Here is a 25,196-nt window from a genome sequence, read left to right on the forward strand (position 1 = left end):
TCCAGCAGATCGAGGCAGATATTACTGACCGACGGCCACGCCGTCACGGTGCGGGTCACCCCATCCCGTAAGGCCGTCCGGATGAATGGTGATGCCCTGCACGGCGGCATTCATGACGTCAATTTTCGGGTGATGCCCCATGGCACTCAAAGCGGAAGCAAGCCCGGCGGCAGATGTGCCCTGCTCCAGTTCCTCGGCATGGTTCTGGGCCCCAATCCGAGGCTGCTCAATAGCCGTGCGGATATTTTGTCCCCACGCCAGATAGCCCACCAGCGTCTGCACGACGGAATCAATAATCCGGGCACCACCGCCCGCACCAACGATGACTTCAGGCTGCCCGTTCTGCCCAAAGACGATGGTTGGAGACATGGTGGTGATAGGACGCTTCCCCGGTGCTGCGATATTAGCCGCAGGCTGCCCATTCACGAAAGGATGGGACGCAAAATTCGTGATGGCATTATTCAGGACGACACCATCCACAATGATATCCGATCCGAAATTCAAATTGATCGTGGTTGTGAAAGACAGCGCATTGCCAGATGCATCACGGATGGACAGATGCGTTGTTGCAGGCACAGTCATAGGGTCGGACGATGGCAAAAGCGCCAGCTTCCCGGCAAGTTGCCCTGCCACCACGCGGCTGGCCGCTTCACCCGTTGAAACAAGCTTTGCCCGGCGATCGAGATACGCTGGATCAAGCATGGCTGCCGTATCCACTCGCGTGTAATCCGGATCAGCAGCATATTTCCGGCGATCGGCCTCGGCCAGACGGGAGGCTTCAAGCAGCAAGTGGGCGGCTTCCACACTGCCCGGCTTGTACTGACCAATGTTCAGACGATCCAGAATGGCAAGCTGTTGCAGAACGGACAGTCCGCCCGCAACCGGGGGAGCCGCGGAGCAAATGCGACGATTAAAGGCCGTAACGCACAGAGGGGCTCGCTCGCGCACCTTGTAGTTCTTTAAATCCGCAGGAGACAGCGCTCCGGGATAAGCGCCACTCGTAACCGCAGAGGACAGCTTTTTCGCAAAAGCGCCCGTATAGAAATACTCCGCTCCATCATGCGCCACATGTTCGAGCGTACCTGCCAGATCGGCATTGTGCAGGATCGTGCCTTTAGGCAGAGGCTGACCGCTGCCATCAAAATATGCCGAAAACTGCGGCTCTTTCGCGAGCTCCGGACGTTCGGTCAGGACGAGATGCAAATATCCGGCAAGCGGAAAACCACCCCGGGCAGCTGAAATTGCTGGCTGGAAAAGATCGCTCCACGGCAGCTTGCCATAGCGCTCATGCAAAAGTGCCAGCGTTCGCAAGGTTCCAGGGACGCCGACGACACGGCCCGTCCGCTGCAATATTGCTTCAGGAATCCGGACGCCATTGCGGTCATGCATGTAGTCCCGATGCATACCAGACGGCGCACTGGCGAGACCATCAAAGAAGCTCAGACGATCAGCGGCCTTGTCCCAGTACAGGATGGTGGAACCACCACCCAGACCGGAAGCCTGGGGCTCCACCACGGCAAGAACCATCTGGGCCGCAATGGCAGCATCAACGGCGCTTCCACCCTTCTGCAAAACATCAGAAGCGGCACGAGACGCCATGGGATTGGCTGTGGCAGCCATAAAATCATGGGCCACTGTGGGCTGGGATACAGGCTGAACAGGTTGAAGCTGATGTGCACAGGCGCTCAGTCCGAGGGCCGTTGCTCCAAGCAGGCCGACAAGAACCGGAGTTCTGGCAGAAAGCTTTCTTTGGGAGAGAGCCGCACTTCTGATACGCATGGAAAACATCAACCTTCAGTTCCTGATCGGGAGCATCTACGTCAAACCGTTACGGTCTTCGATCTCTTCGATAAATGCTGTTATGGTGCGATAATTACTAACCTGCGGTTTGCAATGAACGTTTTTCAGGCCATGACGACCTTTATCGCGGTCGTTGAAACAGGAAGCATGACGTCTGCCGCAGAGCGGTGCGGCATCTCACCCACAATGGTGGGCAATTACGTGCGCCTGCTGGAAGAACGTTTGGGCACAAGTCTGCTGAGACGCACGACACGCCGACAGAGCCTGACCGCATTTGGGGCCGTCTATTTCGCCAAGTGCCAGAAGATTCTCAGCATGCTGGACGAGACGGAACGGATGGCGGAAGCTGCCCAGAGCCTCCCTTCCGGAACCCTGAGAATTACCGCTCCGGTCACGTATGGCACACAAAGCATCACGCCCTGCATCGCGGATTACCTCAGCGAGCATCCCTCCGTGGATATCGACCTCGTCCTGACGGAACGCAGCGTCGATCTTACGCACGAGAAGTTCGATATCGCCATCAGACTGGGCGTGCCGGAGCCCTCATCCCTGATCTGTCGTCGGCTTGCCAATTACACCATGACGCTCTGCGCGTCCCCTGCGTATCTTTCGCGCCGTGAGGAACTCCTTACGCCCCAGCAACTGGCAACACATGACGCCTTAGCCTTTTCCTATACGCCAGCATCCCCCTGGCATTGGGCCAGACGGGAATGGCACTTTGAAGGACCGCAGGGGCATGTCTCGATAGAAATGAACCGCAAGGGCCTTTTCAATAACACGCAGGCCATGCGCCGTGCCGCCTTATCAGGCATGGGGGTTGCCATGCTGCCCTCAGACCTGGTGCGCGAAGATATCCGGGACGGAAAACTCCAAGCCCTTCTTCCAGACTATACGCTTCCGTCCCGGCCTATTTATCTCCTGTATCACAAGGAACGCTACAGCGCGCCGACCCTCCGCTCATTCATCCAGTTCCTGATCCAGCAACTTGGGGGCATCCAGGGTTGATGGCGAAGAGGGTTGCCCTGTTTCAAAAAAAGCCAGATCAGGCTGTTATTGCTTCGATCATTGGCAATATCATTGAGTACTACGACTTCGTCATTTACGCGTATTTTTCCGCTTCGATTGGACGCACCTTCTTTCCGTCAGGGCTTCCGCTGTCGCAACTCGGGCTATCTCTCGCAACATTCGGCCTGACCCTGCTTGCCCGCCCGCTCGGAGCTATCGTTCTTGGCAATTATGCAGACCGGCGGGGTCGCGTCCCCACCATGATGATCTGCATTCTTCTCATGGCGGTTGGCAGCGTGCTCCTCACCGTGACGCCGCCTTACGCCACCATCGGCATTGCAGCACCAGTTCTGATTGTCGTGGCGCGTCTCATTCACGGCTTTTCACTTGGGGGGGAATTTGGCAGCGCAACATCTTTCCTGATCGAGCATGCACCTCACCATGAAGCCCGTGCCGCAAGCTGGCAGGCTATCGGTCAGATTACGGCCTCCCTCTGCGCAGCAACCGTGGTCCTTCTTCTGAACCTCTGCCTTCCGACAGCAGCATTCAACGACTATGCCTTTCGTATCGCTACAGGACTTGGTGCGGCTGTAGGCATGGGGGGCTTGATCCTGCGCCTTGTTCTGAACAGCCGGGCACCGCCGACACAGCTTGCTCCGCCGCCAGTCGTTGCTCCCTTTTTCCAGTCCGATACAATCCTGCGTACCACGCTCATCATGGGATCTGTCGCACTGGGGAGCGGCATTACCTATCTCGGCCTTTACATGCCGCATTATGCCCGCAGCCAGTACAGTCTCTCCAATATCAGCACATCCCTTGCGCCACTCCTGACCTATGGCGGACAGCTGCTTTTCACCCCCTTGCGCTGGAAACTGGCAGACCGCTTCGACAGAACACACAGCATTCGCCCCATGCTTCTGTCCTGCGCCTTTCTGATCCTTCTTCCATTACCTGCATTCCAGTTGATCCGCGTTGCTCCGGCCACAGTTCTGCTGATGCCGCTGATCTTCAATCTCAGTGGGCTTTTCTACTTTGCGGCACTCGATGGTTTCATCGGGCAGATCTTTCCCAGCGAACGGCGAGGCCGTGGACTAACGATGGGGTATTCATTCGGCGTGGTGCTGTTCGGAGGCCTTGCTCCCATGACCAACGCCGCCCTGATTGCCTGGAGCGGCATGAACCATGCGCCGGCGCTTTATATGATCCTGACGGCCATTATTTCCTTCATGAGTGTCCTTCTGGCCAAGCCCCTGCTGACGCGTCGCTCCTGACGCAAAACAGCCCCTCAGACAAAAATTGAAACTATCAATTTTTTCTTTGGAATGTTCTTATAATTCTCTCCTTTATCTTCGCTTACCAAATTCATAACGCTATCGAAGCGTTAGTCTCCTGCAGAATGAGTCCCAGAAATGTCTTCCTGTACTTTCTCTCCCAACCGCTCCAGCCGTTCCGGAATCTCCGTTCCGCTTAACGCTCTTTTCGGACCGGGAAAGAAAGCTCTTGCAGCAGCCACGTTTCTGAGCGGCCTCTCCGTCACTGTTCCAACAGCCTATGCCGCCTCCTCTGCGACAACAGAGCCCTCCAAGCACCGTGCACACGCTGCCCGTACTGAAGTCGAAGCCGGCAAAGAGTCCATCAGTGTCACAGGAACACATCATCAGCCGGGCGGCGGCATGATGCGCGCCGAGACAGCATCCCGCGCTGTGCAGACCGTGACGCAGAACTACATCGAAATGCAGAGCCCGACGAGCAGCCCGCTGGACCTGATCAGCAATCTGCCAAGCGTGAATATCACCACGCCGGACCCGAGCGGCAACGAAGGCGGGTCCATGCAGAGCCGCGGTCTGTATGACAACGATATCGGCATCATGCTGAACGGCATGCCTATCGCAAACGGCGGTACGTCTTCGGCCTCAAACTTTGTTCAGAACTACATCGACAGCAACAATATCTCTTCGGAAAGCATGAGCCCTGGCTCTATTTCCGTAGAAGACCCGCTGACCTCGGCTGGCGCCGGTGCCCTAAGCATTACAACCCGTGCGCCTTCCAGAAAGTTTGGCGGTCTGGTTTCCGGCAGCTATGGCTCTTTCAACCGAACACGCGGTTTCATCCGTGTGGATTCAGGTGAGATTGGGCACACCGGCATCACCAGCTATGCCTCGTTCTCCAATACTCATTCCGATGCATGGCGCGGGTCGGGGGACAGTGATCGCAAGCATATGGACTTCCGGGCCCAGAAGCTCATCGGCAACCGCAGTTCCATTGACCTGTTCGCTGGATACAACCACTCGCACTACTACCTGAACCGCTATCCGACGCTGGCGAACTTTCAGAATGACAAACATGGCCGCCCGGTCTCCACGCCACTCAGCTATAATGCCGAGTTCAGCGCCACGTCTCCGGGCAGCTATTATGGTGTTCGTGGTACGGACAAGGACCAGTTCTATGTGTCCATGCCCATGAAATTCGCCTTGAACGACACCTTTACGCTGAACATCTCGCCCTACTATGAGCGGTCTGACATTACGTTGAACAGTGCTTCCCGCCTGCAGGAAGGCCGGACCTACGCCGGGACAGCCCTGCAACGGGTGGACCTGAATGGCGATGGCAGGATCAGCACATCAACACGCGCTGCGGTCTCAACGAATTCCATGTCCGTTACCCAACAGGGCGGTGTTGTTGCGGCGCTCGGCTGGCATTCGGAGAACAATGACGGGCAGATCGGTTACTGGCATGAAGAATACCGTTATGCCCTGCGCACTCCCCTGTCACGGATGAACCAGACAACAGGCGCACAGCCCTCTGATACGGATAAATCGTCCTATTACCGGACGACAAGCGGCAACATCTACTATTCCGTTGACTATCTGGGATCCTACAGCCTGAACTCAGGCTTTCTGGAAGACACCGTCCACCTTCTGAACCACAAGATGTCCGTCACTGGCGGCATCAAGGTGACGTCCATGACACTGGAAGGGCAGGATTACCTGCCCAGCACGGCCAGCCACACCAATCACACCTATGTTTCGCCAACGCCGCGTTTCTCCTGGTCGTATAACTTTGCCCCTCATCATCAGCTTTATATCAATGCTGAAGGCGATTTCCGCGCGCCCTCCCCGATCAACATGATCTCGCGCTACAGCACGAGCACAGGCGTCATGACGACATCCGGGGCAGGAGCAAAGCCGCAGTATTCGATCAAAGAAGAGTTGGGTTATCGTTACAACGACAACCTGTTCCTGGCGGATATCAGCTTCTTCAACATGAACGTCTCTAATCGTCTGCTGTCCGTCAACATGTTCAGCAACGACGTTCAGGTTAGCCAGACAATTAACGCAGGCGGCGAAACAATCCGCGGCGTGGATGTCATGCTGTCCACTCGTCCGCTGTTCCATCGTTTCCAGCCGTATTTCGCATTTGAATACCTGCACACGACGATGGACAACAACCTTCAGACCACGGCCGACGACGGCTCCGTGGACTATATGCGGACCAAGGGCAAGACGGCTGTCATGTCGCCGAAGTTCTCTGGCAGCGTTGGCCTAACCTATAATGAAGGCCCGTTCTTCCTGAATGCGAGCGTGCATTACACGTCCAAGCAGGCATCGTCCTTTATGAATGATCAGTACATGCCGTCTTATTTCTCAGACTCCCTGACGCTGGGTTACCATCTGCCAAAGTTCTTCATCGCCCAGTCGCCGACGTTCAAGCTGAACTTCACCAACCTGACAGGCCAGTACAAGCTGGGTGGCGTTTATTACTTCTCGAACAATGCCCGGGCAACGACAGGCGTCTATGGCCACAAGATCAGTGCTGATACAGCCCCAACCTATTACATCATGCCGCCATTCGCGATGATGGGAACACTATCGACATCATTCTGATAGGCTTTCAGTCTACTAAGACCAAATCGACAAAAAGGGGCTCCGAATTGCTATTCGGAGCCCCTTTTTATTGTCAGGAAGCAGTCTCTTCTTCTGAAGAGTTCAATATCCTTGGAAAAGCCTCGGGATTGAAAATTGCCAGAAGAATAGCGGTAAGCGTTATGGCAATAGCGATTGGCGTCAAAACGCTGAACCCACTCCAGGTCAGCACCTGACCACCCAACGCTGATCCGAGCAAAATCCCGAGATTACTACCGCCGTTGATAGCTGCTCCCGCCACATCCGGGCGGGTCGCTCTTGCACGAATGGCCCCAGACATGACGAATGGAATGAGTGCTGAATAGCCGGTACACCAAAGCGCAACAGAGGCCACAGAACCCCAGCCAGACAGAATGTGACCATACATCAGGCCCATTCCGATGAGCATCGCCATTCCCCCTGCCAGCATGCCCGCCGCCGGCCAGCGATCCACAATCTGCCCCGCGGCCCAAAGACCCAGAATACTCACAGCACCCGTCAGGAGCAGAGCAACGCTGAGAACACTCTTGGGAAGACCATGTGCCAGCAGCAATGGAGTGACGTAAGTATAAAGCATGTTGTGAGCGACGAAGAAGATTGCATCAATAGCCACGACGATCAGGAAGATCCTCATTGCCTTCCGTGAGCCCATCGATGGCAAGTTCGTGCTCGCATCTCCGGATGTTGCGACTGGCGGCAGAAAGAAAGCAATACAAACCGTCAGCAACACTGCAATGGCAGTCATCACGAGCATCGCGATACGCCAGCTGGCAAAATGTCCGATTGCAGCGGCCCCCGGCACCCCAAGAATAGAGCCCAAAGATGTACCACCATAAACAAACGAAATAGCGCGCCCAGTCATTTTGGGCGGAACAAGCCGTGCGGCATAAGCCGAGACAATCGACATCAGCAACGCATGCGCGATGCCACCGATCGCACGCCCCGCACATAGAATCATAAAGGTCGGAGCAACAGCGGCAATCAGATTGGAAAGCACGTAGCCTCCCAAAGACAGCAGCATCAGTCTCTTACGGTCCACTTTCGCCGTCAGGATGGTCAGAGGGACTGCTCCCAAAGCAACCATCAGAGCAAAGGCACTAACAGCCAGTCCTGCTTGACCTTCTGTGATATGAAACCCTTGAGCCATATCAATCAGGAGGCCAACCGGGGCCACTTCACTGGTCAGTGCCGTAAATGTACACGCGAATAGTGCACACAAACCAATAACGGTCTGCCTGGGGAGAGTTTTGAAAAGCATAATTTCCCTGAATACAGTGCCGCAGTGATTGCGTTGGGCCAGGGCGCGTTCTGCCATTCTTTCCACCAAAACAAAACGAAAGAAGTGAAGTTCACCGAAGGTTCTTTATTATTTCTTCCCCTCACAATCTCCCGCTGGGAAAATGGCACGATTGGCTAGCCGCTCTCTCCTCATGACAATGTGAATGTCGATTTATGATAGCAGGCGCTAGCGTTTTCGTTCCAAGGCCAGAAAGTGGGGAGAAGAAAGCAACATATCCTTGTTGCTATTGCGTCTTAATTGCATCAGGTTTGCACCATATCCCGCAATTTCACGAAATGCCCCTGCCATCCTCATAACTGAGAAAGACTCCCAATGACTATAATGCGCTTGACACGGATCGCTCTTATAGCCGGGTCCCTGAGCCTGACGCCGTCCCTGGCCTTTTCAGCAGAAAAGGCGACTGCCTCTCTTGCAGGAAGCGACGGAAAACCGGCTGGCACGGCTCAAATTACCGAAGCGCCACAAGGTGTCCTCCTTCATATTGAAGTCAGCGGGCTAACACCGGGCTGGCACGGCATGCACTTCCATGAAAAAGGCGACTGCAGCGACCCAGCCTTTACCAAGGCAGGGTCACATGTCCATAAAAAGACACCAGTCACGCACGGCCTATTGAATGCAAAGGAAAATGACTCTGGCGATCTTCCTAACATTTTTGCGGGCGCAGACGGCAAAGCGTCAGCTGAAGTTTATTCAACTTTCGTCTCTCTAACAGGCAAAGATGGGCGTCCAGCATTGCTGGATGCTGATGGTTCTTCTCTAGTGGTTCATGCGTTTTCTGATGATTACAAGAGTCAGCCGATTGGGGGCTCGGGGTCTCGCGTGATTTGTGGTGTGATCCGGTAGGGTAGAACACGAAAACCCCCGCTGTCTCGGTGAGAGAGCGGGGGTTTTTGGAACTGTATTGGTGTGGTTGCGGGGGCACGCAAGCACCGATACCCACATTCACTTCAGACGGCGATATAATTACGAAATATCAATAAACCACTTTCCCTCACACGAGCATTTTAAAATACGATTTAACGTTTCCCGCAGTCTTCGAAAGCCGCAAAGAAGGCACCCGGCTTCACAGTTAATAACGATCTCTTGACTTTCTCTCCCGGCTGGTAAAGAGTTCTTTCTTTAGAGTCTCAGCTTGGAAATGGAATCATGCTCCTCTGCCGAGTCGGCACATAATTACGCTTTGCTAGGCAGGATGCACGCGTGAAACGAACCACTGGTCGTTACGAACGCACTATCGCAGGTGGTGAGGCGGTACAGGCATTCGTACCAGCGGCCCTGCCACCGAATGACCCTGAAATTAAGATCGGCGTTCAACTCGCGGAGCGACTGCGCACGGCCGAGCACGCGCTGGCGCGGCTCGATCTCGCCAGTGAGATAGTCCCGTCTCTCGACTGGTTCATCTACGCTTTCGTGCGCAAAGAGGCGGTCATCTCATCCCAGATCGAGGGCACACAGGCGACACTTATCGATCTGCTGAACTTCGAAGCCGAGCATGAAGTAGAGCCAGACGCGGATGTCGAGGAGATCTGCAACCATCTGGATGCACTGACCTACGCGCGCGAAGAGCTGGCGAAATCCGATGGCCTGCCGCTCTCGATGCGGTTGTTGAACGGCGCGCATCAGCGGCTGATGCACGGCGCGAGGGGCGCAACCAAGCAGCCTGGCGAGGTGCGGCGGAGCCAAAACTGGATCGGCGGCAGTCGTCCGGAAAATGCAATCTATGTTCCGCCCCCTGTGCAGGCGCTTCCCAGTCTGCTTGGCGATCTTGAGAAATACCTTCATACGACCGACAACCTGCCACCTTTGGTAAGAGTGGGGTTAGCCCATGTTCAGTTCGAGAGCATCTCCCCCTATCTCGACGGCAACGGTAGCCTGGGTCGCCTGCTCATTGCCTTGCTCCTCGAACATTGGGGGCTGCTGAAGGCACCGCTTCTCTATATCAGTCTCTTTTTCAAGCGTCATCGTGCAGAATATTTCAGCCGACTGACTGCCGTGCGCACCGACGGCGATTGGGAGGGCTGGACCGACTTCTTTCTCGATGCCGTGGCGACGATTGCCGACGAGGCCGTCGCATCGGCACGCGAGCTATTTGCCGTCGTCACCTCTGACCGAGCCCGCGTACTGGCCCAAGACACGACATCTGTCTCCGCTATGCGGCTGTTCGAGCTTTTGCCCAATCATCCGATCATCACCATCGCAACCGCCATGACGCTTATCGAGACGAGTAAGCCGACGGCCACTCGTGCCGTTGAGACGCTTATCGCTGCAGGCATTCTCGTCGAGACGACGGGCAAAAAACGAGATCGCAGCTTCGCCTATCAAACCTATGTCGACCGACTGCGGATCGGTACGGAACTGGAGCATAGATAATGACCGATTATTCGACCGCACTTTCTCTCCTTAGACGGGCTCTTGGCGATAACACGGCATCATTTCGCGATGGGCAGTGGGAAGTCATAGACGCCTTGGTGAACAGACAGGAGCGCTTGCTGGTCGTACAGCGGACTGGTTGGGGAAAAAGTTCCGTCTATTTTATTGCCACCCGTATTCTTCGAGATCGTGGTCGTGGACCAACTCTCATCGTTTCTCCACTTCACGCTTTGATGCGCAACCAGATTCAAGCCGCAAATCGTTTTGGCATTCGCGCCCTGACAATAAATTCTACGAACAGAAACGAATGGCCGGCACTTCAACAGATCGTGCGGGCCAATCAGGCTGATGCGCTTCTGATTTCTCCCGAACGTTTGGCCAATGACGATTTCGTAGAAAACATCTTGCTACCAATCGCTGAAACGATTGGCTTGCTCGTCGTCGATGAGGCCCACTGCATATCCGACTGGGGCCACGATTTTCGGCCCGATTACCGGCGCCTCGTCAACGTCTTGCAGAGGATGCCAGAGAACGTCCCAATACTGGGTACGACAGCGACGGCCAACAATCGCGTCGTTGCGGATGTTCAAGCACAACTGGGCAACGTTGGAATCGAGCGCGGAGCACTCACACGGCAAACACTTGCGCTACAGACGTTACGCCTCCCCACGCAAGCAGCGCGTCTCGCGTGGTTGGTGGAGCATATCAATGAACTTCCGGGTACAGGTATCATTTACACGCTGACAAAGCGGGATGCCAACCAGGTTACTGATTGGCTCAATCAGCACGGCATTGCTGCCCGACCTTACTATAGCGGTGTGCTGAGCGATGGGTTTGAAGACTCTGACACGTATCGTGAGCACCTTGAAGATCAACTCCTGAGAAACGAGATCAAGGTATTGGTCGCGACGACCGCCCTTGGAATGGGATACGACAAGCCGGATCTCAGCTTCGTTGTTCACTATCAGGCACCCGGATCGATCGTTGCCTATTATCAGCAAGTCGGCCGGGCCGGCCGTGGCATTGCTCACGCAGTCGGCGTTTTAATGTCAGGCGACGAAGATGATCAGATCCACGAATTCTTTCGTAGCAATGCGTTCCCGCGCGAGCGATGGGTTCAATCGATCTTGAAAGCGCTTGAGGACAGCGATGGTCTGAGCACAGCTCAAATCGAGGAGATAGTGAACCTGCGACACGGCCAGATCGAGCAGGTACTCAAGTTCCTTTCCGTCAATAGCCCTGCCCCTGTCATCAAGGACGGCTCGAAATGGCAGAGGACCCCCGTCCCATTTCGTATGGATCATGAACGCATTCAGCGTCTAACCGAACAGCGCGAAATCGAGTGGGACGAAGTTCAAGCCTACATCGATGAACCGGGATGCCTGATGGAGTTTCTGGCCAACGCCCTTGATGATGCGAACCCGCAGGCATGCGGCAACTGTGCCAACTGCTTGGGCAGGCCAGTCGTGGATCCGTCATTCACTCGCAAAACGGCATTCGCGGCCGGCCGTTTCCTGCGCCATTCCGAGATCGTCTTGGAATGCAACAAGCAGGTCGCAAAGGATGCCTTCGCCGAATATGGGCTTAGAGGGAATCTTCCCTTGGAACTCCGCGCAGAACCAGGTCGGATTCTTTCCCGTTGGGGTGACGCTGGTTGGGGGCAAGTGGTCGCTGACGACAAGCACAATGGTCGTTTCAGAGACGAACTCGTTGATGCTGTTGTGGAGATGCTGCGCGACCGCTGGCAACCAAATCCGTCACCGACATGGGTCACCTGCGTCCCTTCCAGAAACCATCCGACACTTGTACCTGACTTCGCGCACCGCCTTGCGAAGGCTCTTGGCCTCCCGTTCGTGCAGGCAATCGTCAAGGTGAAGGACAATGAGCCCCAGAAGGGGCAACAGAACAGGTTCCACCAGTGCCGCAACCTCGATGGTGTTTTTGAAATCGTCGGGGCTGTGTCCAATGGCCCTGTGCTCCTCCTAGATGACGTCGTTGACTCAGCGTGGACAATGACAGTGGCCGCTGCGCTTCTCAGGCAAGCCGGCAGTGGCCCTGTTTGGCCAGTCGCCTTAACGACTTCGAGCGTGGGAGGCTGACATGCATCTTACACCTCAAGCTCAGGCGGTGATGCTCCTAACCGTGTCTTTCGGAAAGTCCGAGTCACAGAATGGAAAACCCTTCTCTAACAGCGAGTGGGCTAAATTTGCCATTTGGTTAAAGGATCATGGGCTGGAGCCTGCCGTCCTGTTGAGAGGCGATCTGGACTCTCTACTCGCCAGTTGGGTGGATCGTACAGTTTCAATAGCGCGTATTCGGACTCTCTTAGGAAGGGGGGCCGCCCTTGGACTTGCGCTCGAAAAATGGCAGCGGGCAGGTTTATGGGTTTTAACGAGATCTGACCAAGAATACCCGGAGCGGCTGAAGCGGCGGCTACGCTCAGAATCGCCCGCCGTCCTGTTCGGCTGCGGAAACAAGGCTCTTCTTAATACCGGCGGAATCGCCGTGGTAGGCTCGCGTGACGCCAACGAAGAGGATCTCGCCTACACCGAAAGACTTGGAGCCGAGGCAGCAGCACAAGGATATTCACTTGTCTCTGGGGGTGCTCGCGGGGTCGATCAAAGCGCAATGATTGGAGCATTGGCGAGGCAAGGCACAGCTGTCGGTGTTCTTGCTGACAGCCTGCTTCGGTCCGCAACGTCATCGAAGTATCGCAAGCATATTATGTCCGGCGATTTAGCGTTGATCAGCCCGTATAATCCCGAGGCAGGCTTCAATGTTGGTCATGCAATGTCGCGCAATCGATATATTTACTGCTTATCCGACGCTGCTGTCGTCATTAGCAGCACGCGCGAAAAGGGAGGAACGTGGAACGGAGCGATCGAGGACATCCGCGCTGGATGGGTTCCGCTTTGGGTTAAGGCGAGTAACGATCGGGATTCCGGCAATCGAGAGCTTGTCCTGCGTGGAGCCAACTGGTTTCCAGAAGACATGACCTCGCTGTCGAAATTATTCGGGGAACCTCACTTCGCATCGTCTCAAACCTTAAGCAATGAACTTCCACTGCTTGGGCGGGATGATGACCGAGAGGCCGGATCGGAAAATGAAAAAAAGACTGGAGCCAGTTCCATAACGGAGAGCCAACTACCACCAGTAAGCGCGACAGTCATTCCTAGCGTATCTGTTCCTGAGAGCAGCGCGGTGGTCAACGTAGACTTCTATACCCTTTTCCTGGCCCGGTTTCTGGAGCTTACGTCAGCCGGCCCCATGGCGGTCGATGATATAGCCGCGCGCCTTGAACTTGAGAAGACGCAGGTAAACGCTTGGCTGAAGCGCGCGCAATGTGAAGAAAAGATCTCTAAACTAACGAGGCCTGTCAGGTATCAGATAAATCCTGAAGGAAAAAATCAGACAGCTTTATTTGAAAAATGAACAATGCTTTTGGATCATTGGGGACTAAGGTTTGAGCCAGCCGCGTGTAAATGAAGCAGTAAACTCTGATTTAGATATGGTCCTAGCAGCGCTCCGCCGTGACTATTCGAAATTAGGACCAAGGATAAGGGAACTACAGCACGAGGTGACGTGCGAGTGCGCCGGTGTCACACTTCGTCTGCATTTTCCCGCTTTCCGACAAGGCAAGACTACCATTCATGAATTGGTGGAGTTGGTATGGCTTCACCTGACCCCTTTTGCGCTCACGCGAAAAGAAATCGACGCAGTAAGGGAGCTTCAGTCGACTCTGCCGTTTGAAGATTTTCTAATCAAAACCACGCAGCTCAACGACACGGCGGCCAAGCTTTTCATTAAGGCTCATAAAGCGACAAATCGAAATGGCGAAGCTGGCGAATTGTTGCTCTACCTGCTAACCGAGTGGATATTAGGCGCGCCGCAGTTCATCGCCAAGATGACCTTAAAAACTAATTCGCAAATGCCTGTACACGGAGCGGACGGGATCCATGTTCGCTACTGCCCGGAGACTGCGCGGCTATTCCTCTATTGGGGCGAGTCTAAAATGTATGGTGATGTCGGTGCAGCTATTAACGCTGCCGCGACATCGATCGCAAAATCGTTAGGGCCAGGAGAACTGGACCACGAACTCCAGCTTGTTCAGCGAAATATCGATTTTACAGGACTAGGGGCTGACGGCAAAGCAGCGCTGCTACGCTACCTAGACCCGCATGAGGAGGAATACAATGAACGTAAGGATGTCATCACCTGCCTAATCGGCTTCGATTTTGATGGCTTCCAGAAGGCCAACGCTGCTGGTGATCAGGCTGCTGAAGATACGTTTCGAGCACTGGCCAAAGAGCAGCTTGCAGCAATGGCTCCTAAGGTTTCAGCTGCGCTCAAGACGGCTGGACTGGATTCTCAGGACGTGGAGCTATTCTTTTTTCCACTCCCTGCCGTCCAGGAGTTTCGCGATCTTTTTCAGGCTCGAATTGGCTGGCTACCATGATGCAGGAACTGGCTGATAAGGTTTGGGGAAACCCCGGCTTTCATGATGCGGCGCATCGCATTGAGCTCGCGTGGCTAACCAAAGAAATCGGCGGCATTGACGATGGTCACGCCGACATTGCGGACGCCACGCGATTGATGCGCTCGGCGGCAATCTTGGCTTGCTCCGAGACGCGAGATCATCGACACGCGGCGTTCCGGGTGGCGACGTGTGCGTATGACTTGTTCGGAACCAGCCAAGTGCCTTTAGATCAAGCCCTACGTGTTGTGCTCACGCGTCTCGGCAACTTTCCTTCCATCGGCACTCGTGCAGACGTGGCATCCGCACGGACAAGTCTACCGCTCATGCTTGCGGCAGAAGAAATTGTATCGGCGGACGCTCATGAGGTTACGATCAACGGACAAACAGTGCTGCTGACAGATTTCCAGCAGAAACTGTGGCTAAACCTTATCCAAAGTCGTCGCATCGCGTTGGCTGCACCTACATCCGCAGGAAAATCCTTTGTCTTGCAGGGCTATCTGTCGGCGCTCTTCGACAACGAGCAGCCAAAGTCAGTCGTCTACATCGTCCCAACTCGCGCCTTGATTGCCCAAGTGGCCGAAGATTTGAAGATCCAGTTTCAGGGAATGCACCAAGATGCCCCCGACATCGTGACGGTACCAGTCGATGCTGAAACGACCCTCGCCGAGCGCTCCATTTACGTGATGACTCAAGAGAGGGTACAACTCGCCCTTGGAGCTCACCCAGACTTTAGCGCCAGCGTCATCATCGTCGATGAAGCGCATTCGATCGCGGAAGGGTCACGCGGCGTACTACTGCAATGGGTCATCGACGATTTACTAATCCGCAACTCGGCATCACAAATTCTTTTTGCCAGCCCAGCGATCCGTAACCTAGATGTCTTTGGACGGCTGTTTGGCTTGGACGATGTGGTTGAATTTTCGTCTGTAGAGCCGACCGTTGCCCAAAATTTTTTGGTCATTACCGTCGAGTCCGCCACCAAGGGCAAGCTGGTGGTCCAAACCGCTGGCGACGGATCAAGAACGCTGCGGCAAGTCGCAACGCTGCAGCTGGGGCGGACGGTGGCGAGCCGAACAGAGAAGCTCGTCCATATCCCGGCGGTGCTTGGACACGGGCATTCAAATATCATCTACGCGAATGGTGCGGCTGAAGCGGAGAGCATCGCGCTCCAACTCGCAGAGTTGATGTCCGATCGCGAGCCAACCGAAGCACTCCTTGCTTTATCCGACTTGGCGAAAGAAGCGGTACACGCTAACTACGGGTTGGTCGAGTGCGTCAAACACGGCGTAGCATTTCACTACTCCAACATCCCGACCCAGCTCCGACGTGCAATTGAAGCGGCCGTATCGTCTGGCGAAATCGATTATCTCGTCTGCACAAGTACGCTGCTTCAAGGTGTCAACCTTCCCGCCAAGAATATCTTTATGTTCGCCCCAGAAAAGGGGCGGACCAGAGCGCTGGAATCGACAGACTTCTGGAATCTTGCTGGTCGCGCCGGTAGACTCAAACGGGAGTTTCAGGGCAACATCTTTCTCATCGACTATGATACTTGGAAGAAAAAACCGCTCGCCGGTCCAAAAAATTCGGTCGTGACGCCAGCAATTGAAACCAGCCTCAACAAACATCATGACCAGTTAATGAATGTGATTGCTGGCGCGCCCACAGCAGGCCGCAGCGATGAGACTGATCTCGAGACAGTTTTCGTCCGCCTCTATACCGATTTCAAAGGTGGCGATCTAAATCAGACATTCGAGCGTGCTGGCCTCGCAGTAGGTGATGTCCAGTCCAGTCTGTTAGCAGCTGCACTTGGATCGGCCAGCGAAAAACTGACCCTGCCCGCGGCGGTTCTGCGCCGAACTCCGAACATCTCTGCCCATAAACAGCAGTGCCTTTATGAGCGGCTGAGCTCGAAGATAGCGCTAGGTCCCGATGTCGCGCGAACCCTTATTCCGTCGCATCCGAGAGAGAGCGAAGCGTTTCAGTCCTATGCGAATATATTGGAGTTGTGCCACGAGATCATCCTCGGTATCGACACATCGAAAAACCGCCATCGGTTCCATGCCCTGATTGCGCGGCGCTGGATGCTTGGCCTTCCGCTTCCCCAGATCATTGACGAGCAAATTTCGCGAAATGCGTCGAAACCTGTTCGAACGACGATCAGAAGCACGTTAGATTTAATTGAAGGTGATATCCGTTTTCAAGCGGTGCGTCTATTTGGTTGCTACACTGCACTTCTTGTCTACGCGCTCGACAGCGCAGGTTTGGTGGACATGGTCTCCAGTATCCCGTCCTTGCCACTCTACTTGGAGATCGGCGCATCCGACAAAACGATGATTAGCTTCATCTCTCTAGGGTTATCACGTGTCACAGCGATGAAGCTGAACGAAATGTCTGCCCGTAAAGATCTCGATACTGCCGCCGCGCTACAGTGGTTGCGAACTCGTCCGCTTGAAGCGCTGGGACTTTCGCCCCTTTTGCTTGCTGAGGTGCAGGCGATTACGCTTAATTAAAAGCTATTATACACCTTCCGGGATGGGTGGCACAGAACAAGTGGATGATTACTGCCCGCAAACCGTATCTATCTAATGTCAGTGCCGAGGTCTGCAGTTTATCAGCAATCCCGGCGGTGGATGGAGCGGGGTGTTTCGAAACCCTCGTCCACCATCTTCGGGCTGTATCGTGTATTTGGGGAGTAAGCACCCTGAAGCGCCGCGTGCATGTTCAAGAGGCTTGGGTATGATGGCGTTGTCTTTATGTTTTCCAACTCCAGTGCAGGCGCGAGACGGATTGGTCGTTAATCTGTAGCGTTTTGCCAGCGTTCTCAGACTCACTTGACTATCTTGTATCGCTCGACGAACCGCTACTGTCGTCATGGGTGGATTTCCTTCTCTGTCCAAGGCTTTAGAACCAGAGCGCGGTTCAAAATAAGCGTAAACGGCAGCCCCGGCCGGTCGGTCAGCGTGGGCTGGACGTTGAGGCTGCGATCGATCAGCCGGTTGCCGACCATGGAGAAGCCATTGCTGACCCCGCTGCGGATCGCCTGCATCAGGTTATTCTCATTCCATGACGTGCCCGCTTCCGAACCCACGCTGAGCAAGGTCGTGACGAGGGCTGCGCGGAACAGTTGCCCCCAGTGATTGTTCACCTCGTCGGACAGACCGGACTGGCCGATGGCGTCGCCGCCGGGCAGTTTTTCCAACACGAGACTCTCCCCGTTCGGGTAGATCAGCCGGGTCCAGATGATCTGGGTGCGCTGCTGTCCGAAGGAGACGCTGCTGTTATAGGCCCCGAACAGGGTGCTGCCCTGCGGGACCAGCAGATACCGCCCGGTCGGGCTGTCATAGACGTTCTGGGTGACATGACCGACAATCTGACCCGGCAGGTCGGAGCTGATTTTCGTGTTGAGCGCCCCGGCGATGACGGTCCCTGCCTGAAGGATATAAGGAGATGCAGGCGGCGTAATCCGGTCGGGACTCACCGTCGCACGATCTGGCTGACCCGCCAGAAAGGTACGATTACCAACCTGCTGATCGGTTCCTGCGGATGATGCCTGCACTCCGGGAGCTGCCTGTGCCGGGACCGGGACCGCCTGTGCGCTCTGACCCTCCCGCGCCTCGACCTGCGCAAACAGCCGACTGGTCCGCGCTGCTTCGATCTCCTGGTCACCGCGACGATCCCCCATGCCGGGAACCGGTCCCGCACGTCCCTGCCGCTGCGCATTAAGGATCGGCCCGCCCAGATCGCCGGGCAGAGGCTGCCCCAGCTTCGGTACATTGGTATAGTCGCTGGGCAGAGCCGACAGCCCATCGGCCGAGGCGCGCGCGTCGGTATCCTGTGCCGCCTGAACCGGCCCTTTTGGCGTGTTGCCTTGCAGCGCGTAGCCCAGCGCAAGACCGATGGCGAGCATTCCGGCGGCACCCAATGTCCAGATGACGGGGCGCGACAGCTTTACGACCGGCGGACGCTGCGCGCGCAGCCGCAGATCGGGTGGCGCTGCTGATCCCGGCCCCGCTGCGCTTCCGTTGCCAGTAGCGCCTCCGTCCTCATCCGGGCGTTCTTCCGCGCTGCTCATGACTTTCTGCCATCCGTGCGCACGATGCGCACGCGCTGCTCGGAATGTTTGTCACCCAGACGCAATTCAGCGGCGGCAAACAGGCGGTCGACGATCATCCAGTCCTGCCGCACCCGGTAATTGACCAGTTCCGGCCCGCCATCGGCCCCCAGCACGAACAGGGGCGGCAGTTCCCCCTGCCCGATCCCCGACGGGAAGGCGATATAGACCTTGTGGCCGTCATCGAAGGCCCGGCCGGGCAGCCAGGGCGGTTTCCCGCCTTTCACTGGCTGGATGGCATAGCGGAAATTCAGCGAGTTCAGATCCAGCCCCGCATCCACCGGCGCTTCCTCGTCGGAGGCATCATCCCGCCGATGCAGCGCGATCAGATCGTCCTCGGGATAGTCCCACGACACCGACGCCATATAGGTCGCGGGCGTCGACCTCAGTTCGGCGAGGTAGGTCCGCCGGTCGGTGTTGACGATCAGGTTGGTGGTCAGATCCGGGCGTGTAGGCTTGACCAAGATATGCACGCGCTTCGTGGTTCCCGCTCCGCTCGACGTATCACCGACAATCCAGCGCACGGTATCACCCACCGCGACCGGCCCGGTGCCGACCAGCTTCTCGCCGGGCTGGAGCATGATGTCGGTGATCTCGCCTGGCGCGGCATAGACCTGATAGAGCGCTCCCGGACTGTAGGGATAAACCTGCACCGCGTTCACATAACCGGCCCGTGTCGGCTGGATGCGGGCGGCAAGATTGGCCTGGGTCACGCGCACGGCGGGATCGGCCGCTTCAGGCGCGAAGTGGACGCGCCGTAACGGTGGAAGCGGCTTGAGCTGGCCCGGCAGGGGAAGGATTTTCGGGACTTCCACGACCTGCACAGGCTTCGGTGGATCGGGCTGGCGTGTCGCCTGGGCCGCATCATCGTAGCGGATGACGGGCGGATGATACTGCCCCGCGCAGGCGGACAGGGTGAGCAGCGCCAGTAGAACGGCGCGCATGACCATGCGGATCATTGTCCGAGTTCCTTCGACCAGTTGATGGCGGAGACGTAAATGCCAAGCGGGTTTTTCCGCAGATGATCGGCGTCACGCGGCGTGCGCAGAACAACCGACACGATGGCGGTCCAGCGTTCGGTGCCGGTGAACGCTCCGTCGCGGTAATGGTGCTCGGTCCAGGCGACACGGAAACTTCCGGGGGAAGCCCGGATGACCGACGACACATCGACGTCGACCTGCTCGCGGCCAATCTGCGAGAATGGATCATTCAGGCGCGCATAATCGTTCAGCGCCTGCGCCCCCGAAATAGTGGCAAAGTCGTAGGCCCGCAGCCAGTTATGGCGCACGACCACCGCATCTGATGAAAGACCACGGACATCGCCGATAAACTGCGCCAGATACCAGGCAATCTGCGGATCGGTCGGTATGTAGCCCGCCGTCGCGGGAGCCACGACCTGCGCCTGGCCAAGCCGATCGACCTGCACCACCCATGGCACGACGGTGCCACGCACCGACTGCCAGACCAGACCGGCACCAAGGCCGGCGGACAGAAACAGTGACCCGAACGCCATCAGACGCCAGTTGCGGGCCTGCACACGGGCGGAGCCGATGCGCTCGTCCCAGATCTGCGCTGCTTTCTGGTATGGGGTTACGGGCTCGGGCGTGATCCCGTAGCGGCTGGTGGAGCGACGGAACATCGTCCTCATTCCTTTTCCGAGAGATCAATGCTGGAACTTCCGCCGCCGCCATCGGCGGAACGGATGACATGCGCGGCTTCGGCGGCATGGGTGGCTGCGTTACGGCGCTTCATGCTCCGCGCCCAGCGGGGTGGCTGACCGTCGGGACCGCTGCTTTCTAGACCACCATCCGCTGGGCCGCCGCCGTTACCGGACGGACCACCAGACTGCCCGCCGTTCGCATCGGACGATGTCCCACCTGTGAAGCGTCCGCCCGTCGCGGTAAAAGCGCCTCGCGCGCCCTCGCCGTAGCTCTGCTTCATGGCGGTCGCCGCAGACGACATTTTGCTCTTCACGGCATTCGCGGCAGCACTGCCCGGCGCCCGGGCGACACCGCCCAGCCCGGCTGCCATGCGGGCACCGGCACTTTCGCCAGCGGCATTCATGGCACCCATCGAATAAGCCGTGTTCGCCGCACCTGCGATCGCGGCCCCGCCCCGCGCGGCGGCTGCCGTCGCGCCCACGGCCGCAGCCCCACCAGAGGCAACCGCTCCAACGCCAGCCACGGCCGTTGCCCCCATCGCGCCAACCGCCATGCCGGTGCCGACAGCGGCGCCAGCGCCAAGCTGTGGCGCGCCGGAGATCAGACCATTGGCGATGCTGCCGCCCAAAATGGACAGACCGACGATAGCGAGGGACGCCAGTACCACTGACGTTGCCTGTCCGACGGTGGGCACAGCATCGCCATAAGAGGTCGTAAACTGCCGGAATAATACAGACGCGATGCCGGAGATCACCGCCAGCACCATCACCTTCACGCCCGATGACACGACATTGCCCAGCACCTTCTCCGCCAGGAAGGCCGTCCGGTTGAACAGGGCAAACGGGATCAGCACGAAACCGGCGAGGCTGGTCAGCTTGAACTCGATCAGCGCCACGAAAAGCTGCACGGCAAGGATGAAGAACGCGGCGAGCACGATCAGCCAGGACAGGCAGAGCACGAAGATCTGGATAAAGTTCTTGAAGAAGGCCACCGGACCCAAAAGGTTGTGGACAGAGTCCAGCAGTGGCTGGGCCGCATCAAACCCGGTCGCGGCCAGTCGACCGGGGCGGAGGAAATCCGACAATGTCAGATTGCCGCCCCCAGCCTTCAGGCCCATGGCGGCGAAGCTGTCAAACACCACCTTCGCCAGATGGTCGAAATTGTTGATCAGGAATGCGAAGAACCCGATATACAGTGGTCTTCTTCACCAGACGCTGGATGATGTCCTCATCCGCTGCCCACGCCCAGAACAGCCCGGCCAGTGCGATGTCGAGCACGGACAACGACCCCGCCAGCGAAACAACGTTTCCTTTCAGCAGACCGAAGCCGCTGTCGATCGTGGTCGTGAAGGTGTTCAGGAAAGTGTCGATAACGCCGACATCATTGGTGGCCATGACCGTCAGTTCCCGCCGCTGCCGAACATAGACACCGTGCCAGGCACATAGGCGTCGTGCAGCGAGAAATGCTGATACTGCGCATCGCTTTCCGCTTCCGCCGCAGCATCACGTGCCTGTTGCAGAGCCGTGGCGCGACCGTTGGCGGCCAGTTCCGCCTGAATGTCAGATAGCTGACGGGATTGCAGGGCCAGAAGCTGGTTTCCGGCCTGCGCCGCCTGCAACGCCCCGGTTGACGTCTGGCTGGCCGAGACCAGTTGCGTCATGGCGCTGCTGTCGCTCGGGATGTTTCCGACCACGCGGGCCTGCAATTTCAGGGCATCCTCAAACCCGCCAACGGAATTCTGCCAGCGTGTCTGTGCCTGACCGAACAGGGCGCTGTCGGACATGCCCGAGGACACGGACGTGTACGCCTGCTGATACTGCTGCTCAACGGACTGGACGCTGTAGGCGATGTTCTGCGCCTGTGCGAGCAATGCCGTGGTCTGGGAAACCGTTGATTGCAACGTCGACAATGTCGAAAGCGGCAGGCTCGCCAGATTACGTCCCTGATTGACCAGCATCTGGGCCTGATTGGCGAGAGAGGTGATCTGGTTGTCGATCTGCTGGAGTGTGCGGGCCGCGATCAGCACATTCTGGACGTGGTTCGCACCATCATAGACCGCCCATTGCGCGTGGGCAGGTGGAGAAGATGAAACCGTAAAAGTAATGACCATAACGGCAGGAATCAGACGATATCTCACGGCACGCCCCCTTCCCGCAGAAGGTCCGCCGCCCACATGACACCACGTGCTTCGAACCACGCAGGCAGGAAACCATCCCGCCCGTGCTTGGTCAGCACGCTATCGATCAGTCGATGATCGTCCTTGCCGGACGCGGCACACAACGCCAGCGCCACCGGACCGAGACCCAGTTCGAACAACCGGTTTCCCCGCTGGGTCTGGCAATAATACTCCCGCTTGGACGCCGCGCGGGCGATGATGGCGATCTGCCGGTCGTTCAGACCGAAATCCCGATAGAGCGCCATGATCTGTGGCTCGATGGCGCGCTCGTTGGGCAGGAATATCCGCGTGGGGCAGCTTTCCACCACCGCTGGCGCGATCGGCGAGTTGGCAATGTCTGACAGGCTTTGCGTGGCGAAAATCACTGACGCATTCTTCTTGCGCAGCGTTTTCAGCCATTCCCGGAGTTGTCCGGCGAAATCACCGTCATCGAGCACCAGCCAGCCCTCATCGATGACCAGCAGCGTCGGGCGGCCATCCAGACGGCCTTCAATGCGGTGGAACAGGTAGGCGAGACCCGAAGACGCGGCGCCTGAGCCGATCAGGCCCTCGGTTTCGAAAACGACGACGTCGGCGTCACCGAGCCGTTCGATATCGACATCGAGCAGGCGACCATAGGGGCCACCCAGACAGTAAGGCGCCAATGCCTGCTTCAGCGCGTTGGACTGGAGCAATGCCACCAGACCGGACAGGGTCCGTTCACCAACGGGCGAAGATGCAAGCGAATTCAGGGCGGACCAGAGGTGAGACTTCACCTCGGGGGTGAGCGGCACCCTTTCGCCCATCAGAATCTGACCCAGCCATTCCATGGCCCATTTCCGTTCGTCCGGATCATCGATCGACGCCAGCGGCTGAAGGGCGACGGCGGCGGTTTCTATGTCGCCGTCCGACAACCCGCCCCCGAGATCGTGCCAGTCGCCACCCATCGCCAACGTCGCCGCGCGCATGGAACCGCCAAAATCGAAGGCGAAAACCTGTGATCCCGCGTAACGACGGAATTGAAGCGCCATAAGGGCCAGCAACACCGACTTCCCCGCCCCCGTTGGCCCGGCGATCAGGGTATGACCAACATCCCCGACATGCAGGGAAAACCGGAAGGGTGTCGCCCCCGCCGTCCTGCCGTAGAACAGCGGCGGAGCCCTGAAATGCCCGTCCTGCTCCGCCCCCGCCCAGACGGCGGAGAGTGGAATCATATGCGCCAGATTCAGGGTCGAAACCGGGGGCTGGCGGACATTGGCGTAGACATGGCCGGGCAAAGATCCCAACCATGCTTCCACGGCATTCAAGCTTTCCGCCATGCAGGTGAAATCGCGACCCTGAATGATCTTTTCCACAAGCCGCAGCTTCTCGGCCGCGATGCTGGCGCTGCCATCCCAGACCGTGACAGTCGCGGTGATGTACGCCTGCCCGACATCGTCGGCGCCAAGGGATTGCAGGGCCAGATCGGCGTCGGTAGCCTTATTGGCGGCATCGTTATCCACGAGAACCGACGCCTCGTTGGTCATCACCTCCCGAACAATCGCTGCAATACTCTTGCGCTTTGCGAACCATTGGCGACGGATTTTTGTTAGAACCTTCGTGGCATCGGTCTTATCGAGCAGGATGGTACGGGTGGACCAGCGGTAGGGCATAGCCAGCCGGTTCAGGTCATCCAGAATTCCGGGGAAAGTCCGGCTGGGGAAACCCGTGATCGTCAGCGTCTTGAGGAAAGCATCACCAAGTTTCGGCTCCAGACCGCCCGCCAGCGGCTGGTCCACCAGCAGCGCATCGAGGTGCATCGGGATTTCCGGCACCCTGACGCGCTGGTTCCGGGTGGAAATGGTCGAATGGAGATAGGTCAGCGTCTCGCCGTCATCGAGCCAAACTGCCTCGGGCATGAAGACGTCCAGCAGGGCCAGCATCCGGTCCGTGTGATCCACGAACGCATGAAGCATTCCATGCGGATCAGGCCCCTCGCGCTCCCTGCCCTCATACAGAAAACGCTCGGCCCGGCCTGATGATTCTGCTGGCGGTAGCCAGACCAGGGTGACGAAATACCGGCTCTCGAAATGCGCGCCCTCATCCTCGAACTGTTCGCGCCGTTCGAGATCGACCATCTGGCTGGCCGCATCAGGAAAGTCGCTCTCGGGATAGAGCGTGGCCGGCACGCGCTGGGCCTCCACGAACACCGCCCAGCCGGAACCGAGCCGGCGCAGGGCGTTGTTCAGGCGTCCCGTGACACCGACAAGTTCGGCCGGTGTGGCGCTGTCCAGATCTGGGCCACGTATCTTTGCCGTGCGCTGGAAGGAACCATCCTTGTTCAGGACAACGCCTTTCTCAACCAGGGCCGCCCATGGGAGAAAATCTGACAGGAGGGCAGCACGATTACGATATTCGCCAAGGGACATCATCGCC

At 57.3% G+C, this 25,196-nt stretch carries 16 protein-coding genes and 1 pseudogene; 9 read left to right on the forward strand and 8 right to left on the reverse strand.

What is annotated here, in order from left to right; genetic code table 11:
* Positions 1–21: 21 nt before the first annotated feature.
* Positions 22–1,788, reverse strand: coding sequence for a gamma-glutamyltransferase (gene ggt, locus JN414_RS13190; RefSeq protein ID WP_237390065.1), 1,767 nt, complete (start codon positions 1,786–1,788; stop codon positions 22–24).
* A 123-nt stretch (positions 1,789–1,911) separates the two neighbouring features.
* On the opposite strand from ggt, the gene JN414_RS13195 reads away from it, so the two are divergent.
* The 3 genes from JN414_RS13195 to JN414_RS13205 all read left to right on the forward strand — a co-directional run bounded on the left by JN414_RS13195 (position 1,912) and on the right by JN414_RS13205 (position 6,689).
* Entirely contained in the window at positions 1,912–2,805 is an 894-nt protein-coding gene (locus JN414_RS13195) for a LysR family transcriptional regulator (protein WP_237390066.1), read from the forward strand.
* Positions 2,805–4,076 (forward strand): MFS transporter, encoded by a 1,272-nt coding sequence (locus JN414_RS13200; protein WP_202208350.1) that lies wholly within the window; start codon positions 2,805–2,807, stop codon positions 4,074–4,076. Before JN414_RS13195 ends, JN414_RS13200 begins: the two co-directional genes overlap by 1 nt.
* Positions 4,077–4,214: 138 nt before the next feature.
* Positions 4,215–6,689, forward strand: a complete 2,475-nt coding sequence (locus JN414_RS13205) for a TonB-dependent receptor (RefSeq protein WP_202208351.1) — start codon at positions 4,215–4,217, stop codon at positions 6,687–6,689.
* A gap of 73 nt (positions 6,690–6,762) precedes the next feature.
* On the opposite strand, the gene JN414_RS13210 is transcribed toward JN414_RS13205, so the two are convergent.
* Positions 6,763–7,965, reverse strand: a complete 1,203-nt coding sequence (locus JN414_RS13210; RefSeq protein ID WP_202208352.1) for an MFS transporter — start codon at positions 7,963–7,965, stop codon at positions 6,763–6,765.
* Between the two features lie 363 nt (positions 7,966–8,328).
* Between JN414_RS13210 and sodC the strand changes: the two genes are divergently transcribed.
* The 6 genes from sodC (at position 8,329) to JN414_RS13240 (ending at position 17,364) form a co-directional block, all read left to right on the forward strand.
* Positions 8,329–8,850 carry a superoxide dismutase[Cu-Zn] gene (gene sodC, locus JN414_RS13215; protein WP_237390071.1) on the forward strand — a complete coding sequence of 174 codons (522 nt, stop codon included), beginning with the start codon at positions 8,329–8,331 and terminating at the stop codon, positions 8,848–8,850.
* A 357-nt stretch (positions 8,851–9,207) separates the two neighbouring features.
* Positions 9,208–10,377 (forward strand): Fic family protein, encoded by a 1,170-nt coding sequence (locus JN414_RS13220; RefSeq protein WP_202208354.1) that lies wholly within the window; start codon positions 9,208–9,210, stop codon positions 10,375–10,377.
* Positions 10,377–12,476: a RecQ family ATP-dependent DNA helicase gene (locus JN414_RS13225; RefSeq protein WP_202208355.1), complete on the forward strand. Its 2,100-nt coding sequence runs from the start codon at positions 10,377–10,379 to the stop codon at positions 12,474–12,476. The genes JN414_RS13220 and JN414_RS13225 overlap by 1 nt, the downstream gene beginning before the upstream one ends.
* A gap of 1 nt (position 12,477) precedes the next feature.
* A complete protein-coding gene (locus JN414_RS13230) occupies positions 12,478–13,809 on the forward strand; it encodes a DNA-processing protein DprA (protein WP_237390067.1) in 1,332 nt (443 codons plus the stop codon).
* A gap of 31 nt (positions 13,810–13,840) precedes the next feature.
* Positions 13,841–14,833 (forward strand): DUF1837 domain-containing protein, encoded by a 993-nt coding sequence (locus JN414_RS13235; protein ID WP_202208357.1) that lies wholly within the window; start codon positions 13,841–13,843, stop codon positions 14,831–14,833.
* On the forward strand, positions 14,830–17,364 hold the full coding sequence (locus JN414_RS13240) for a DEAD/DEAH box helicase (RefSeq protein WP_202208359.1): 2,535 nt from the start codon (positions 14,830–14,832) through the stop codon (positions 17,362–17,364). Before JN414_RS13235 ends, JN414_RS13240 begins: the two co-directional genes overlap by 4 nt.
* A gap of 359 nt (positions 17,365–17,723) precedes the next feature.
* Here JN414_RS13240 and JN414_RS13245 read toward each other — a convergent pair whose 3' ends face one another.
* From JN414_RS13245 to trbE, 6 genes and pseudogenes are all read right to left on the reverse strand, one after another.
* Positions 17,724–18,926, reverse strand: coding sequence for a TrbI/VirB10 family protein (locus JN414_RS13245; RefSeq protein WP_202208360.1), 1,203 nt, complete (start codon positions 18,924–18,926; stop codon positions 17,724–17,726).
* Positions 18,923–19,924, reverse strand: a complete 1,002-nt coding sequence (gene trbG, locus JN414_RS13250) for a P-type conjugative transfer protein TrbG (RefSeq protein WP_202208361.1) — start codon at positions 19,922–19,924, stop codon at positions 18,923–18,925. The genes JN414_RS13245 and trbG overlap by 4 nt, the downstream gene beginning before the upstream one ends.
* Positions 19,921–20,604, reverse strand: coding sequence for a conjugal transfer protein TrbF (gene trbF, locus JN414_RS13255; RefSeq protein WP_202208386.1), 684 nt, complete (start codon positions 20,602–20,604; stop codon positions 19,921–19,923). The genes trbG and trbF overlap by 4 nt, the downstream gene beginning before the upstream one ends.
* A gap of 5 nt (positions 20,605–20,609) precedes the next feature.
* Positions 20,610–22,020, reverse strand: a pseudogene (gene trbL, locus JN414_RS13260) (P-type conjugative transfer protein TrbL).
* Between the two features lie 5 nt (positions 22,021–22,025).
* On the reverse strand, positions 22,026–22,763 hold the full coding sequence (gene trbJ / locus JN414_RS13265; RefSeq protein WP_202208362.1) for a P-type conjugative transfer protein TrbJ: 738 nt from the start codon (positions 22,761–22,763) through the stop codon (positions 22,026–22,028).
* Positions 22,760–25,192, reverse strand: a complete 2,433-nt coding sequence (gene trbE, locus JN414_RS13270) for a conjugal transfer protein TrbE (protein WP_202208363.1) — start codon at positions 25,190–25,192, stop codon at positions 22,760–22,762. The genes trbJ and trbE overlap by 4 nt, the downstream gene beginning before the upstream one ends.
* Positions 25,193–25,196: the final 4 nt, after the last annotated feature.

Origin of the sequence: Gluconobacter sp. Gdi, assembly GCF_014132155.1 — a bacterium.
Classification (GTDB): domain Bacteria; phylum Pseudomonadota; class Alphaproteobacteria; order Acetobacterales; family Acetobacteraceae; genus Gluconobacter.

What these genes read in the sequence shown, in the direction of transcription:
- ggt (WP_237390065.1), bottom strand. Translation starts at nt 1,788, where the DNA reads ATGTTTTCCATGCGTATCAGAAGTGCGGCTCTCTCCCAAAGAAAGCTT.
- JN414_RS13195 (WP_237390066.1), top strand. Translation starts at nt 1,912, where the DNA reads ATGACGACCTTTATCGCGGTCGTTGAAACAGGAAGCATGACGTCTGCC.
- JN414_RS13200 (WP_202208350.1), top strand. Translation starts at nt 2,805, where the DNA reads ATGGCGAAGAGGGTTGCCCTGTTTCAAAAAAAGCCAGATCAGGCTGTT.
- JN414_RS13205 (WP_202208351.1), top strand. Translation starts at nt 4,215, where the DNA reads ATGTCTTCCTGTACTTTCTCTCCCAACCGCTCCAGCCGTTCCGGAATC.
- JN414_RS13210 (WP_202208352.1), bottom strand. Translation starts at nt 7,965, where the DNA reads ATGCTTTTCAAAACTCTCCCCAGGCAGACCGTTATTGGTTTGTGTGCA.
- sodC (WP_237390071.1), top strand. Translation starts at nt 8,329, where the DNA reads ATGCGCTTGACACGGATCGCTCTTATAGCCGGGTCCCTGAGCCTGACG.
- JN414_RS13225 (WP_202208355.1), top strand. Translation starts at nt 10,377, where the DNA reads ATGACCGATTATTCGACCGCACTTTCTCTCCTTAGACGGGCTCTTGGC.
- JN414_RS13230 (WP_237390067.1), top strand. Translation starts at nt 12,478, where the DNA reads ATGCATCTTACACCTCAAGCTCAGGCGGTGATGCTCCTAACCGTGTCT.
- JN414_RS13240 (WP_202208359.1), top strand. Translation starts at nt 14,830, where the DNA reads ATGATGCAGGAACTGGCTGATAAGGTTTGGGGAAACCCCGGCTTTCAT.
- JN414_RS13245 (WP_202208360.1), bottom strand. Translation starts at nt 18,926, where the DNA reads ATGAGCAGCGCGGAAGAACGCCCGGATGAGGACGGAGGCGCTACTGGC.
- trbG (WP_202208361.1), bottom strand. Translation starts at nt 19,924, where the DNA reads ATGATCCGCATGGTCATGCGCGCCGTTCTACTGGCGCTGCTCACCCTG.
- trbF (WP_202208386.1), bottom strand. Translation starts at nt 20,604, where the DNA reads ATGTTCCGTCGCTCCACCAGCCGCTACGGGATCACGCCCGAGCCCGTA.
- trbE (WP_202208363.1), bottom strand. Translation starts at nt 25,192, where the DNA reads ATGATGTCCCTTGGCGAATATCGTAATCGTGCTGCCCTCCTGTCAGAT.